Source organism: Streptomyces sp. NRRL B-24572 (assembly GCF_002156145.1).
Lineage (GTDB): Bacteria > Actinomycetota > Actinomycetes > Streptomycetales > Streptomycetaceae > Streptomyces > Streptomyces vietnamensis.
The window spans coordinates 1-14,030 of sequence record NZ_MWIG01000391.1; the positions used below are offsets into that span (position 1 = coordinate 1).

At 72.7% G+C, this 14,030-nt stretch carries 13 protein-coding genes and 1 pseudogene; 11 read left to right on the plus strand and 3 right to left on the minus strand.

The genetic code is table 11. The annotated features are described in order from the left end of the window. Positions 1–1,070, plus strand: a 1,070-nt coding sequence (locus CCN56_RS23020) for an amidohydrolase (protein ID WP_086829592.1), incomplete at its 5' end; no start/stop codon positions are given. Positions 1,071–1,199: 129 nt separating this feature from the next. Here the strand turns inward: CCN56_RS23020 and CCN56_RS23025 are convergent. Together CCN56_RS23025 and CCN56_RS23030 are read right to left on the minus strand one after the other, a co-directional pair. Further along, positions 1,200–1,574 carry a VOC family protein gene (locus CCN56_RS23025; protein WP_041132739.1) on the minus strand — a complete coding sequence of 125 codons (375 nt, stop codon included), beginning with the start codon at positions 1,572–1,574 and terminating at the stop codon, positions 1,200–1,202. 246 nt (positions 1,575–1,820) lie between these two features. Next, a complete protein-coding gene (locus CCN56_RS23030; RefSeq protein WP_256962098.1) occupies positions 1,821–2,513 on the minus strand; it encodes a hypothetical protein in 693 nt (230 codons plus the stop codon). A 75-nt stretch (positions 2,514–2,588) separates the two neighbouring features. Between CCN56_RS23030 and CCN56_RS23035 the strand changes: the two genes are divergently transcribed. The 6 genes from CCN56_RS23035 (at position 2,589) to CCN56_RS23060 (ending at position 8,524) form a co-directional block, all read left to right on the plus strand. Next, a complete protein-coding gene (locus CCN56_RS23035) occupies positions 2,589–3,305 on the plus strand; it encodes a DUF6882 domain-containing protein (protein ID WP_086829594.1) in 717 nt (238 codons plus the stop codon). A gap of 271 nt (positions 3,306–3,576) precedes the next feature. Next, entirely contained in the window at positions 3,577–4,299 is a 723-nt protein-coding gene (locus CCN56_RS23040) for a beta-glucanase (RefSeq protein ID WP_086829597.1), read from the plus strand. A gap of 134 nt (positions 4,300–4,433) precedes the next feature. Further along, positions 4,434–5,165, plus strand: coding sequence for a hypothetical protein (locus CCN56_RS23045; protein WP_086829599.1), 732 nt, complete (start codon positions 4,434–4,436; stop codon positions 5,163–5,165). Between the two features lie 168 nt (positions 5,166–5,333). Continuing rightward, on the plus strand, positions 5,334–6,386 hold the full coding sequence (locus CCN56_RS23050; protein WP_086829601.1) for an iron-siderophore ABC transporter substrate-binding protein: 1,053 nt from the start codon (positions 5,334–5,336) through the stop codon (positions 6,384–6,386). A 15-nt stretch (positions 6,387–6,401) separates the two neighbouring features. After that, complete coding sequence (locus CCN56_RS23055; protein ID WP_086829602.1) at positions 6,402–7,436, plus strand: iron ABC transporter permease; 1,035 nt, start codon at positions 6,402–6,404, stop codon at positions 7,434–7,436. After that, entirely contained in the window at positions 7,433–8,524 is a 1,092-nt protein-coding gene (locus tag CCN56_RS23060) for an iron chelate uptake ABC transporter family permease subunit (protein ID WP_086829604.1), read from the plus strand. Before CCN56_RS23055 ends, CCN56_RS23060 begins: the two co-directional genes overlap by 4 nt. 58 nt (positions 8,525–8,582) lie before the next feature. Here CCN56_RS23060 and CCN56_RS44775 read toward each other — a convergent pair whose 3' ends face one another. Beyond that, entirely contained in the window at positions 8,583–8,714 is a 132-nt protein-coding gene (locus tag CCN56_RS44775) for a hypothetical protein (RefSeq protein ID WP_373412884.1), read from the minus strand. Between CCN56_RS44775 and CCN56_RS23065 the strand changes: the two genes are divergently transcribed. The 4 genes and pseudogenes from CCN56_RS23065 to pheT form a co-directional block, all read left to right on the plus strand. Then, positions 8,706–9,488 (plus strand): RNA methyltransferase, encoded by a 783-nt coding sequence (locus tag CCN56_RS23065; protein WP_086829606.1) that lies wholly within the window; start codon positions 8,706–8,708, stop codon positions 9,486–9,488. The two genes, CCN56_RS44775 and CCN56_RS23065, sit on opposite strands and share 9 nt — an antisense overlap. 81 nt (positions 9,489–9,569) lie before the next feature. Continuing rightward, complete coding sequence (locus CCN56_RS23070) at positions 9,570–10,733, plus strand: ATP-binding protein (RefSeq protein WP_086829608.1); 1,164 nt, start codon at positions 9,570–9,572, stop codon at positions 10,731–10,733. 156 nt (positions 10,734–10,889) lie between these two features. Continuing rightward, entirely contained in the window at positions 10,890–12,017 is a 1,128-nt protein-coding gene (gene pheS, locus CCN56_RS23075; RefSeq protein WP_041128336.1) for a phenylalanine--tRNA ligase subunit alpha, read from the plus strand. After that, positions 12,017–13,915 (plus strand): annotated as a pseudogene (gene pheT / locus CCN56_RS23080) (phenylalanine--tRNA ligase subunit beta); the annotation flags it as partial. The gene pheS and the pseudogene pheT, both read left to right, overlap by 1 nt. Positions 13,916–14,030 lie beyond the last annotated feature (115 nt).

Here is a 14,030-nt window from a genome sequence, read left to right on the forward strand (position 1 = left end):
TCGTCGAGGGCGGCGGCAGGATCGCCCTCCCCTCCCTCGTCGACGCGCACATCCACCCCGACAAGACCACCTGGGGCGGCTCCTGGGTGTCGCGCCGCCCGGCCTCCACCATCGCCGACTACGTCGCGCAGGACGTGGACCTGTTCCGCGCACAGACCCGCCCGGTGGTCGAGCGGGCCTACGGCCTGATGAGCCACGCCGTCGCCCGCGGCACCCGCGGCATGCGCGCCCACGCCGACGTGGCCCCGGCGTACGGCCTGGCCGGGGTGGAGGGTGTGGCGGAGGCCCGCGAGCGGCTGCGCCACGCCCTCGACGTCCAGATCGTGGCCTTCCCGCAGCACGGCGTCATCCGCACCCCGGGCACGGCGGCCCTCCTGGAGCAGGCGGCCCGCGAGGGCCTCGTCGACATGATCGGCGGCATCGACCCGATCGGCTTCGACAAGGCCCTCGACGAGCAGCTGGACACCGTCTTCGGCATCGCGGACCGGCACGGCGTCGGCGTGGACATCCACCTGCACGACCGCGGCGAGAAGGGCATGCAGGCGATGCGCGGCATCGTCGAGCGCACGCGTGCGCTCTCCCTCGCCGGCAAGGTCACCGTCAGCCACGTCTTCTGCCTGCCGGGCCTGACGGACAGTGAACTCGGTTCCATCGCCACCGACTTGGGCGAGCAGGACATCGCCCTCACCACGGTCGCGCCGTCCGACTCCCTGGTGCTGCCGATCACCCGGCTGCGCGAGCACGGCGTACGGGTCGGCCTCGGTTCCGACGGCGTCCGCGACTCCTGGAGCCCGTTCGGCGACGCCGACATGATGCACCGCGCGCACATCCTCGGGTGGGTGACGGACGTGCGTCTCGACGACGAGCTCGACGAGTGCTACCGGGTCGCGACCCACGGCGGCGCGGACGTCATGGGCCTCGCGCACGCCGACTTCGAGGCCGGCGCCCCGGCCGACTTCGTCCTGGTGCGCGGCGAGTGCCTGCCGCAGGTCGTCGTCGACATGCCGCGCCGGGACATGGTGGTCCACGGCGGTGTGGTCGTGGCCCGCGACGGGGAGTTCCTCGCCTGAAACGGCTGAACGGCTGAACGGCTGAACGGCCGAACGGCCGAACGGCCGAACGGCCGAGACATCAGCCGGGCGCGGGGCGACGGGCCGGGGAGATCCCCGCCCGTCGACCCGCGCCCGTACCTCCGCGGACTACAGGTACGGACGCGTGATCAGTTCGATCGCGTGCCCGGAGGGGTCCTTGAAGTAGACCCCGCGACCGCCGTGTTCGGTGTTGGTCTCGCCCGGGCGCCGCATCTGGGGGTCCGCCCAGTGCTCGATGCCTCGCTCGCACAGGCGCTGGTACGCCCGGTCGAACAGTTCGTCGTCGACCATGAACGCGTAGTGCTGCATCTGGATGTCCACCGGGGGTTCGGCGAACTGGAGCAGGACGCCGTCGGTGAGCTGGATGTTGAGGAAGGGGCCCCAGGACGGTGCCTCGGGGAGTTCCAGCAACTCGCGGAAGAACCGCGCCGATTCGTCGCGGTTCTTGGACGCGATGATGGTGTGGTTGAACGTGACTGCCATGTGGATGACCTCGCTGTTGATCCGACACGTGGAAGGGACTCGCAGTGCTGGTGCACTGGGGGGCCTCGTGCCGGACCGTCGGGGTGCCTGTCGCGCACCCGCCGGGCGGTCAGTCGTCCACCGGATCGCCCGTCTGTGCGTGGCGTGTCGCCGGTCCGGTGTTCATGGCGGACGACGCTACTCGATCAGTCCGTACCGTGACAAGGCGGGCCGCCCGGTTCCGCCCCGGACGGGGACCGCACCGGCTCAACCGGCGAACTCCCGGTCGCCGTACCGCACCCGCGCCCGGTCCCAGTCGGCGCCGAGGGCGGTCGTGAACCTGCGGGCCAGCGGCAGGTCGTCGACCGGGGCGACGAGGACGAGCCGGCCGTCGAGGGTGACGGAGCCGCCGCCGAGCTTGTCGCGTGCCTCCGGGTCCGCGACGAGCGCCTCGCGCAGGCTGCTCACGCGGACGCCGGGGACCTCGATCTCGACCGCGTCGGTCTCCGGCGAGGTGCGCGGCAGGCAGCGGAAGGTGAGCACGGCCTCCTGCTCGTACCGCTTGGCGATGACGCCCGCGATGTGGTGGAGCCCGTCGCGGCCGACCCCCTCGACGTCGAACTCCCGGGAACGCTCGTACGTCGCCTGCTTCAGCTCCTCGGACCAGAAGACGCCGTCGAGCAGTTCCGAGGCGCCCGGCCGTGCGCCGTTCGCGCGGATGATCTGCCGTACCTCGTGGCGGAAGCGGGTGAGGCGGGTGTCGAGCCGGGGGTCGTCCGGGTCCGTGACGATCGCGGTGTTGTCGGTCGCGAAGATCTCGGCAACCGGGCACTCCTGCGTGTCGGGGCCGGCGTACGTGCTGGGCGCGCCCACGACGCCCAGGAGCAGGGCGGCGACGGTGGCGGCGAGGAGGCGGGCGCGTCGCCCGGTGCCGACGTTCTCCACGGCGTGGTTCTTCACGGTGTGATCAACGAGTCCGGGCGACGACCGGTACGGAGCTCGGCCTTCGCGTACGGGGCGCATAGGGTCGGACGCATGACGAGCGCATTCAGCGAGAACTTCCTCCTCGAAGCCGAACGACATGCCGCCTGGGGTGCGGCCCAACTCGACGTCCTCGGCGCGTTCCTGCCCGACGGGCCGTGGACCGCGGACCTTCCGTCCTGCGTCTACCGGCAGGGGGATCTGGAGCTGCGCGTGGCCGTGCTCGGCACGTACGACACGGAGGAGCGGTCCTGGATGTGGGGCTGGGCCAATCCGGGACTGCGGGGCACCGAGGTGGTGGAGCTGCCCGCCGCGATCGCCCGGTACGGACGGGCGCACGCCATCCCCGAGCTGACCGCGGAGGTCCTGGACCTCTCCGGGTTCGACGACCCCCGGCGCGCCGCCGAGATGCTGGCGTTCACCGGGATGGGTGTGGCGGAGGCCGCCGGGTACATCGGCGTTCCCGCCGGGCCCGGGACCCGGGTGTACTTCCTGCCGGACGACGCCCGGGTGCCGCGCGCCGAGCTCGACCCGGTCTCGCTTCCCCGGCTGCTGCTCACGGGTGCCGGACTGATCGGGCACTCCGCGCGGCAGGTCGTCCACGGGTACTTCGACCACCACGGGGTGCCCCAGCGGGCCGAGGGCGACCGGATCGTCGCCGAGCTCCCGGCCGGGAACGCCGCCGTGGTCGGCTTCGACGAGCTCGGGCGCATCTCGGGCATCGACGTCGAGGTGCTGCCCGGCGGGGCGCGCGCCGGAGCGTTCGGCTGACTCCCCTGCTCCCCCCCTTCCCCTGACTCTCCGCGGGCGGTTCGGCCGTTCGGGCGGCCGCCGGTCAGCTCGCGGACCGCGGGGGCGGCCGCGGCGTCGGACGGGACCGCGTCGTGCGCGCCGACGTCACGGGCGGGGGCGAGCTTCTCCTCGGAGGCGAAGTGCCGAAGTTGACGACTTCTCGCCAACAGGCTGCTCCCCCGCGCCGCGCGGCGCAGAGTGGGACGGATCGCCCGTGGGCCGACGAGGCCCGCTCGAAAGGAGTGGTGCCGTGCTGTCCGACTTCTTCGACCGGCTCCGGCGCGGCGGCAACGGTTCCGGCGGGGGCGGTCCCGCGTCGACCCCCGCGAACCTCGTCCTCGACGCGGACTTCTCCTCCGCCGAGCAATGGGTCGCGGGCCGCTCGTGGGCCTATCCCGACGGCGGACCGACGAACCCGGGCGACAACAAGCTCGACCATTTGACGGAGGACCCCTCGTACAGCCGGACGGGGACCTTCCGGGCCACCCGCAGGCCCGACGGCCTGTGGGACGCCGGGCTGCTCACGACGGAGGGCAGCGCGGAGGGGTTCCTGGTGCAGGCGGGCGACGTCCTGGAGGCCCGGGTGCGCCTGCCCGTGGAGACGGGTGCCTGGCCGGCGATCTGGACCTGGCTGGACGGCGGCCAGGAGGTCGACGTCTTCGAGTACCACCCCGACAACCCGGACCTCCTGGAGCTGTCGAACCGGGTGCGGGGCCGGTACCTCTACTTCCGGGACCCTGCGGTCCGGCCGGGGGCGTGGGTGGACCTCCGGGTCGAGTTCGGGGCGCGCTCCGTGGTGTGGTGGGTCAACGGGGCGCGCGTCTTCGCCGACCGCCGCGGGGTGGGGCGTTCCTGGCGGGCCCACCTCATCGTGAACCTCTCCGTCTGCGCGGGCCGGTACCACCCGGCGCCCGACCCGGACGCGTCGGAGATGTCGTACGAGGTGGCGGAGCTGCGCGTGTACAGGGACTGAACCGCCGTCCCCTCCTCGTCGTCGACGCGCGCAACGGGCGGGGAAGCGCGCGTCGGGGCGACGGGTGTTGCGTAGGCTCGAACGGAGCGTTCCGCGTACCCGCACCACGCCGTCCCGACGACGAGGAGGACCCTGTGAGCACCGCCGGAGAAGGACCGCAGCAGCTGGACGAGGCCAGTGTCCTCAACGCGAAGAGGACACTCCTCCAGCTGCTCGCCCGCGCGGGGGTCTGGTCCGGCGACGCCGAGGAGCTGATCGGGTTCGTCGAGGCGGGCGCGCTGGCCCTCGCGTACGAGGAGATCGGCTCGGCCGGCCGGAGCGCGCCCGACGGGAAGGGCGAGCCGTACGCCTCCGGCTGGCTGGACGGGGCGCGCGCCGTCGCCGACGAACTGGGCGCCCTCTCCGAGCGGGCACTGCGGCGCGCCGTCGCCGCGGACCCGTCGGCCGCCTCTCCGGACGACCGTCCTCCCGTCAACCGGACGGAGCTGGAGCGGACCAACGTGGCGGTCACGCCGCTCTACCTCTCCTTCACCGAGGTCTCCGATCTCGACCCGGAGGTCACCGAGCAGGTGCTCCGGGCCCTCCTCCGCACGATGAGCTCGCGTCAGCGGGCGGGCTATGCGGGGCGGCTGACGGAGTTCACCTCGACCCACCGGGCGCGTCTGGAGCGGCTGTACGCCGAGTACGGGCCCGGCAGCGCGATCGCGATCCACGGCCGGTACTCCCTCATCCACTCCCCCACCAGCGTCGCCGTCCTGGAACGGCTCGCCACGGCGCCGGCGGACCTGCACGAGGAGTGGGACGCCGCCGAGCTGCCGCCGGCGTGGCTGGACGGCCTGACGACGGCATGGGAGGCGTCGGCCTGACGGCGCTTCACGGGGCGGGCGGACGGCCCCTGGCGCTCCCGACCGGGAAAGAATAGGTTAGGCTCACCTAACAAGCGCCTCGCGATGGTCGCCGCCTCGGCATTCCCGTGCCTGGAGGAGCGTCGGGCGGGGCGTCAGCACACCTCTGCCCGGAGACAAGGATCCGCCATGCCTGCTGTGTTCACCCCCCTTCGCCGCCGCGTCCTCGTGGCGGGTGCCGCCGCGGTCTCGCTCGGCCTCATGGTGACCGGGTGCGGCTCGGACGACAAAAAGGACGAGACGAAGGACACGGCGGCCAAGGCTCCGGCGGGGGCGTTCCCCGTCACCATCAAGAGCGCCCTCGGCGAGGCCGTCATCAAGGACAGGCCGAAGCGCGTCGTCACCCTCGGCCAGGGCTCCGCCGAGACCGCCATCGCCCTCGGCAACGTCCCCGTCGGCATCGAGAGCTACCCCTGGGGCAGCGACAAGACCGGCTACCTGCCCTGGATCCACGACGCCGTGAAGAAGGCCGGCGCCACGCTCCCCAAGCAGTTCGACGGCGGCGAGGAGCTCGACATCGAGGCCATCACCGAGCTGGAGCCCGATGTCATCCTCGCCCCCTGGTCGGGCATCACGCAGAAGCAGTACGACCTCCTCAAGGACATCGCGCCGACCGTCGCCTACCCCGACAAGGCGTGGAGCACCGACTGGGACCAGCAGATCGACATCGTCGCCAAGGCGCTCGGTCAGCCGGAGAAGGCCAAGGAGCTCACCGCCAAGATCGACAAGCAGCTCGCGGACGCCGCCGCCACGCGCCCGAACTACAAGAACGTCACGTTCTCGTACATCTACAACACCGGCCCCGGCACCCTCGGCGTCTTCAAGCCCGAGGAGCAGCGCGTCGCGATGGTCTCCAAGCTGGGCCTCAAGGTCGACCCGGTCGTGAACACCTTCAAGGAGACCGAGGGCACCGACTCCGCCCTCATCGGCCTGGAGAACGCCAACAAGCTCGCCAAGAGCGACATCGCCTTCACGTTCTACACGGACGACAAGTCCCGCAAGGAGATCGAGGCGCAGCCGCTGTACGCGGCCATCCCCGCGGTCAAGAAGGGCGCGCTCGTGTACAGCGACGACCAGCCCTTCGTCACCGCCTCGTCGATGATCAACCCGCTGACGGTGCCGTACAGCATCGAGCGGTACCTCCCGATGATCGACAAGGCCGTCGCCAAGGCCGGGAAGTAGCAGCGGGTCCCGAGCGTGACCACTCTCTCCCGGATCGGGCAGGGCCCCGCCGTCGTACGGCGGGGCCCTGCCCGGCACTTCGCAGCCGCCGCCCTGTGCCTGGTCCTGCTCGCCCTGGCGCTCCTCGCCAGCGTGATGTTCGGCAGCAAGCCGACGTCCGCGTCCGACGTCCTGCGGGTCGTCACCGGTGACGGCGACGGCTATCTCCGTACGGTCGTCGAGAGCCGCTATCCGCGCACCGCGCTCGGCCTGCTCGCGGGCCTCTGCCTGGGCGTCGCGGGCACGCTGATGCAGGGCATCACCCGTAATCCGCTCGCCGAGCCGGGACTTCTCGGCATCAACGCGGGCGCGTCCGCCGCGATCGTCGCCGCGACCGCGTTCCTCGGCGCCTCCGGGCAGCGCGAGAACGTCTGGTGGGCCCTCGCGGGCGCCCTGGCGACCGGTGTGGTCGTCCACCTGATCGGCACGGCCGGCGGCGGCAGCGGACCGGTCCGCCTGGTGCTCGCCGGTGCGGTGCTGTCCGCCGTCCTCGCCGCGTTCATCCAGGCCGTCGCGCTGTCCCGGCCGCAGGTCTTCGACACGTACCGCTACTGGGTGGTGGGTTCGCTCGGCGGGCGCGGCTTCGACGCCTTCTGGGCGGTCCTGCCGTTCGCCGCCGTCGGCTTCGTCCTCGCCGTACTGCTCGCGCCGGGGCTCAACGCCATGGCGATGGGCGACGACAAGGCCGCGTCGCTCGGCATCAGCCCCGCGCGCGTCAAGGGAGCGGGGCTCCTCGCGGCGACGCTGCTCAGTGCCGCCGCGACGGCCGCCGTCGGCCCGATCGCCTTCGTCGGGCTCGCCGTTCCGCACCTCGTCCGGGTCCTCGTGGGCGCCGACTTCCGGCTGCAGATCCTCTTCACCTCGCTCGTGGGGCCGACGCTGCTGCTGTTCGCCGACGTCATCGGGCGCGTACTGCTCCGCCCGCAGGAGCTCATGGTCGGTGTCGTCACCGCGTTCGTGGGCGCGCCCGCGCTGCTCTTCGCCGTCCGTCGTATGAGGGGAGCGGCATGAAGACCGCCGAACGGATCGACGCCCCGGCCGTGACGGCGTCACGGCCCGGGCGGCCCGCGGGCCGGAGCCTGCTGCGGATCGGCCCGTGGGTCGCGATCCCCGTACGCCGCGCCACCGTGATCGCCGCCGTGGTGACGCTGCTGCTGCTCCTCGGGGCGGCCGTGGCGACCCTGTCCCTGGGCAGGCTCGGCATCGACCCGGCCGACCTTCCGTCGGCGCTCATGGGCGAGGCCACCGGCAAGAACGCCTTCGTGCTGAACCGGCTGCGCGGCCCGCGGCTCGTCGTCGCCATCGCCACCGGCGCGGCCTTCGGCCTGTCCGGAGCCCTCTTCCAGTCGGTCACCCGCAACCCGCTGGGCAGCCCGGACGTCATCGGGCTCGGCGCGGGTTCCGGGGCGGGCGCGGCCGCCGCCGCGCTGTTCTTCCCCGACCTCGTGCCGGTGCCCGTCGGCGCGCTGCTCGGTGCCGTGATCGCCATGGCGGTCGTGTACTTCTCCACGGGGACGGGATTCCGCAACCCCGGCCGCCTGGTCGTGTCCGGCATCGGCGTGGCCGCGATGTCCACGGCCCTCACCCAGTACGTGGTCTACGCCGTCGAGCGGGACAAGGCAAGCGCGCTGACCGCCTACATCAACGGAAGCCTCTCCGCCCGCTCCTGGGACGACGCCACGACGATCTGGGTGGTGCTGCTCGTCTGCCTGCCGCTCGCGGCGCTCCTCGCGCGGCCCCTGGGCATCGGCGAGATGGGCGACGACCTCTCCACCGGCCTGGGCGCCCGCCCGGCCCGTACGGCGACGGCGGCGGTCACGCTGTCGATCGTGCTGTCCGCCGGCGCCGTCAGCGTCGCGGGGCCGATCGCCTTCGTCTCCCTGACGGCGCCGCAGATCGCCAAACGGGTCACGCGCAGCGGCGGCCCGCACCTGGTCATGTCGACCCTGCTCGGCGCGCTGCTCCTGGTCCTCGCCGACCTCACCGCGCAGCAGCTGCCGCTCTTCGACAACCTGCCGGTCGGCCTGTACACGATGGCCGTCGGAGGGGCGTACCTCGGGTACCTCCTGCTGCGGGAGTGGAAGCGACCGGCTGTCTGATCCGTACGCGTCGACGGCTGTCGACGGCTGAGGGGGACCGCCGTTCTCGCGGTCCCTCTCACCGCTGTCCCAGCGACTCCCCCGCGCGCACGTTCCAGCGGCCCGCGCGACCGCTGAGGTGGACGGCGGTCAGGGGACGGACGTCCAGGCGCCAGACCATGGCGTCCGGTGCCGCGAGGGCGTGGACCATCGCGGCGCGGATCACGTCCGGTTCGGCGACGGCGGTGACGCGTCCGGTGCCGTCCGCGAGGCCGTCGAGCACCGGGGCGCCGGCGGAGAGCCCACCCTCGTCGAGCTGTTCACCACCGTCGAGGCCGCCGAGCGCCACGACGCGATCGTCGACGCCGCCCGCGCCGCCGGCGCCCGCGTCCACTTCGCCTCCGACGCCGTCCTCGCCGAGGTCTCCCAGACCGTCACCCCGCAGGGCCTCGTCGGCGTCTGCCGGTTCCTCGACTCGCCGTTCGAGGACATCATCGCCGCCCGGCCCAAGCTGGTCGCCGTCCTCGCGCACGTCCGCGACCCCGGGAACGCCGGCACCGTGCTGCGCTGCGCCGACGCGGCCGGCGCCGACGCCGTCGTCCTGACCGACGCCTCCGTCGACCTCTACAACCCCAAGTCCGTCCGCGCCTCCGTCGGCTCCCTCTTCCACCTGCCGGTGGCCGTCGGCGTCCCCGTCGAGCAGGCCGTCGCCGGACTCAAGAGCGCGGGCGTACGGATCCTCGCCGCCGACGGGGCCGGCCAGGACGACCTCGACGACGAGCTCGACGCCGGCACCATGGGCGGACCCACCGCCTGGATCTTCGGCAACGAGGCCTGGGGGCTGCCCGAGGAGACCCGGGCGCTCGCCGACGCCGTCGTCCGCGTCCCGATCCACGGCAAGGCCGAGAGCCTCAACCTCGCCACCGCCGCCGCGGTCTGCCTGTACGCCTCCGCCCGCGCCCAGCGCCCCCGAACCTCCGCCTGAGGGGTCCATTCCGCCCGCTCCGCCCAGTAGAGTGACGCACTCGGGGGCCCACTGCACTGCACGGAGGGGTGGGGTACGGGGATGACGGTCGACACGGACAGTCCCGCACAGGCACGGAGCGCCGCGCCGCACGCCCCGAAGCCGCCCGGAAGCGCGCCGGAACCGCCCGCCGTCACGGCGGCCGCCGGTTTCGCCGGCCTCGACCCCGACGACCTGCCCGACGGTCTCGTCATCGCCGACGAGACCGGCCGCGTCGTCTGCTTCAACGCCGCCGCCCGCCGCATCACCGCCGTCACCGACGACCGGGCCCTCGGCCTCCCCCTCGACGAGGCGCTGCCCCTGGAGGACCTCAAGGGACGCCGCTGGTGGGCGCTGACCGACCCGTACGGCGGGCTCTCCACCCGCCGCGGCCAGCCCGAGCGCAACCTGCTGCTCCCCGGCGGCCGCGAGGTCCTCGTCTCCGCCCGGTACGTCCGCGAGCACCCCACGGGCCCCGTCAGCCGGGTCGTGGTCTCCCTGCGCGGCACCGAGGCCCGCCGCCGTACCGAGCGCAGCCACGCCGAGCTGATCGCCACCGTCGCCCACGAACTGCGCTCCCCGCTCACCTCGGTGAAGGGCTTCACCGCCACCCTCCTCGACAAGTGGGAGCGGTTCAACGACGAGCAGAAGCGGCTCATGCTGGAGACCGTCGACGCCGACGCGGGCCGCATCAAGCGGCTCATCGCCGAACTCCTCGACATCTCCCGGATCGACTCCGGCCGCCTCGAAGTGCGCCGCCAGCCCGTCGACATCGCCGCCGCCGTCGGCCGGCACATCCAGGTGCACACCACCGGCGGCCAGTCCCCGGACCGTTTCTTCGTACGGATCAGGCCGGGTCTGCCCGCGCTCTGGGCCGACCCCGACAAGATCGACCAGATCCTCGGGAACCTCCTCGAAAACGCGGTGCGCCACGGCGAGGGAACCGTCACCATCGAGGTGGCACCCACCACGCTGGGCGACGACGGAGAAGAGGGGACGGAGGTCACCGTGAGCGACGAGGGACCCGGGATCCCCGAAGAGTCGATGAGCCGCGTCTTCACCCGCTTCTGGCGGGGCAGCAAGCGCGGCGGCACCGGCCTCGGCCTCTACATCGTCAAGGGCGTCGTCGAGGCCCACGGCGGCACCATCACCGTCGGACGCGGCCCCCGTGGCGGGGCCGAGTTCCGATTTATCCTGCCCGTCGGCACCCCGGCCCACCTCCTCTGACGTCTCAGCAGTCGAGACCGTACGAGATCGGTGGCCGCGCGGCCCGCCCACGGGCTCATTCGCGTCCCCGCGCCCCGTTAGACTCGTCCTTTGGCACGTTTGCGCCCTTGACGTCGAGCGGGGCCGCCCAGCCAGCCAACGGAAGCACGGGAAGAGATGTCCGCACCCAATAAGTCGTACGACCCGGTCGAGGTCGAGGCCTTGAAACCGGAAGAGATCGAGCGCATGCGGGACGAGGCGCTCGCCGCCTTCGCCGCCGCGGGCGACCTCGACGCGCTCGCCCACGCGAAGACGGCGCACACCGGTGGCACCTCGCCGCTGGCGCTCGCCAACCGGGAGATCGGCGCCCTGCCCCCGCAGGCCAAGGCCGCCGCCGGCAAGCTCGTGGGCCAGGCCCGCGGCATCGTCTCCAAGGCGCTCGCCGCCCGGCAGACCGAGCTGGAGGCCGAGCGCGACGCGCGCGTCCTCGTCGAGGAGGCCGTCGACGTCACCCTGCCGTACGACCGCGTCCCGGCCGGCGCCCGGCACCCGCTGACCACCCTCATGGAGCGCGTCGCCGACGTCTTCGTGTCGATGGGCTACGAGGTCGCCGAGGGCCCCGAGGTCGAGGCGGAGTGGTTCAACTTCGACGCCCTCAACTTCGTCCCGGACCACCCGGCCCGCCAGATGCAGGACACCTTCTTCGTCCAGGGCCCCGAGGGGACGACCGGCGACGAGTCCGGCGTCGTGCTCCGTACGCACACCTCGCCGGTCCAGGCCCGCACCCTCATCGACCGGGAGCCCCCGGTCTACGTCGTGTGCCCCGGCCGCGTCTACCGCACCGACGAGCTCGACGCCACGCACACCCCGGTCTTCCACCAGATCGAGCTGCTCGCCGTCGACGAGGGCCTCACCATGGCCGACCTCAAGGGCACCCTCGACCACATGGTCCAGGCGCTCTTCGGCCCGGACATGAAGACCCGGCTGCGGCCGAACTTCTTCCCGTTCACCGAGCCGTCCGCCGAGATGGACATGCTCTGCTACGTCTGCCGCGGCGAGTCCGTCGGCAACCCGGACCGTCCCTGCCGCACCTGCGGCAGCGAGGGCTGGATCGAGCTCGGCGGCTGCGGCATGGTCAACCCGAAGGTGCTCGTCGCCTGCGGTGTGGACCCCGAGAAGTACAGCGGATTCGCCTTCGGGTTCGGCATCGAGCGGATGCTGATGTTCCGCCACAACGTCGAAGACATGCGAGACATGGTCGAGGGTGACGTCCGGTTCACCCGGCCGTTCGGGATGGAGATCTGATGCGGGTCCCGCTTTCTTGGCTGCGGGAGTACGTCGACCTGCCGGAGACCACCACCGGCCGCGACGTCCAGGCCAAGCTCATTTCGGCAGGCCTCGAGGTCGAGACCGTCGAGCAGCTCGGCGCCGGCCTGACCGGCCCGCTGGTGGTCGGCAAGGTCCTCACCATCGAGGAGCTGACGGAGTTCAAGAAGCCCATCCGCTTCTGCACCGTCGACGTCGGCCAGGCCAACGGCACCGGCGAGCCCCAGGAGATCATCTGCGGCGCCCGGAACTTCGCCGAGGGCGACAAGGTCGTCGTGGCCCTGCCCGGCGCCGTGCTCCCCGGAGACTTCCGGATCGCCGAGCGCAAGACGTACGGCCGCGTCTCCCGGGGCATGATCTGCTCCGGCGACGAGCTCGGCATGGGCGACGACGGCACGCACGGCATCATCGTGCTGCCGCCGGAGCACGAGGTCGGCACGGACGCCACGGTCCTCCTGGAGCTGTTCGACGAGGTCCTCGACATCGCCGTCACCCCGGACCGCGGCTACTGCCTCTCGATGCGCGGCGTCGCCCGCGAGACGGCCACCGCCTACGGCCTGCCGCTGCGCGACCCGGCGCTCCTCGACGTGCCCGCGCCGAACTCGTACGGCTACCCGGTCCAGATCGCCGACCCGATCGGCTGCGACCGCTTCACCGCCCGTACGGTCGTCGGCCTCGACCCCGAGGCCCGCAGCCCGATCTGGCTGCAGCGCCGCCTGCAGAAGGTCGGCATGCGCCCGATCTCGCTCGCCGTCGACATCACCAACTACGTGATGATGGAGCTCGGCCAGCCGCTGCACGCCTACGACCGCAGCCGGATCGACGGCCCCATCGGGGTCCGCCGCGCCGCCGCCGGCGAGAAGTTCACCACCCTCGACGGCACCGCGCGCGTCCTCGACTCCGGGGACCTGGTCATCACCGACAACAGCGGGCCCATCGGCCTCGCCGGTGTCATGGGCGGCGCCAACACGGAGATCGCCGACCCGGTCACCGACCCGGAGACCGGCATCGTCACCGGCACCACCGAGGTCGTCATCGAGGCCGCGCACTTCGACGCGATCTCGATCGCCCGCACGGCCCGCCGCCACAAGCTGGCCTCCGAGGCGTCCAAGCGCTTCGAGCGCGGCGTCGACCCGCAGGCCGCCGCCGCGGCCGCGCAGCGCACGGTCGACCTGCTCGTGCTCCTCGCGGGCGGCACCGCCGAGGCCGGCGTCACCGAGATCGCCGCCCCCTCCGCGCCGCACACCATCACCATGCCGGCGAACCACCCCGACAAGGTCGCGGGCGTCGACTACGGCCGCGAGATCGTCGTCCGCCGCCTCCAGGAGGTCGGCTGCGACGTCTACGGGCAGGACGAGCTCGTCGTCACCGTCCCGTCGTGGCGCCCCGACCTCTACGTGCCGAACGACCTGGCCGAAGAGGTCATCCGCCTGGAGGGCTACGAGAACCTGCCCTCCACGCTGCCGAAGCCCCCGGCCGGCCGCGGGCTCACCGAGCGCCAGCGCACCCACCGCCGGGTGGGCCGCGCCCTGGCCGGCGCCGGCTACGTCGAGGCCCTGAACTACCCGTTCATCGGCGAGCAGGCCCTCGACCACCTCGGCCTCGACGCGGACGACGCCCGTCGCCGCCTCGTGAAGCTGGTCAACCCGCTCTCCGACGAGGAGCCCGCGCTCCGCACGACGCTGCTCCCGGGGCTGCTCGGCGCGCTCCGCCGCAACGACAGCCGCGGCAGCCACGACCTGGCGCTCTTCGAGACCGGTCTGGTCTTCCGTCCCACCGAGGGTCAGCCGGGCGTCGCCGTCCGCCTGGGCGTCGACCGCCGTCCCTCCGACGAGGAGATCGCCCGCGTCAACGCCGTGCTGCCCGAGCAGCCCCGGGAGCAGCGTCGTGCGGAGCGCGGGCTCCTCGTCGGAGAGCGGGTTGACCAGCTTCACGAGGCGGCGACGGGCGTCGTCCGCGTCGAGGCCGAGGTGGTCGAGGGCCTGCTCGCCG

Coding starts and splice junctions, on each gene's coding strand:
- CCN56_RS23060 (WP_086829604.1), top strand. CDS start 7,433: ATGAAGACCGCCGAACGGATCGACGCCCCGGCCGTGACGGCGTCACGG.
- pheS (WP_041128336.1), top strand. CDS start 10,890: ATGTCCGCACCCAATAAGTCGTACGACCCGGTCGAGGTCGAGGCCTTG.
- CCN56_RS23035 (WP_086829594.1), top strand. CDS start 2,589: ATGACGAGCGCATTCAGCGAGAACTTCCTCCTCGAAGCCGAACGACAT.
- CCN56_RS44775 (WP_373412884.1), bottom strand. CDS start 8,714: ATGGTCCACGCCCTCGCGGCACCGGACGCCATGGTCTGGCGCCTGGAC.
- CCN56_RS23070 (WP_086829608.1), top strand. CDS start 9,570: ATGACGGTCGACACGGACAGTCCCGCACAGGCACGGAGCGCCGCGCCG.
- CCN56_RS23050 (WP_086829601.1), top strand. CDS start 5,334: ATGCCTGCTGTGTTCACCCCCCTTCGCCGCCGCGTCCTCGTGGCGGGT.
- CCN56_RS23025 (WP_041132739.1), bottom strand. CDS start 1,574: ATGGCAGTCACGTTCAACCACACCATCATCGCGTCCAAGAACCGCGAC.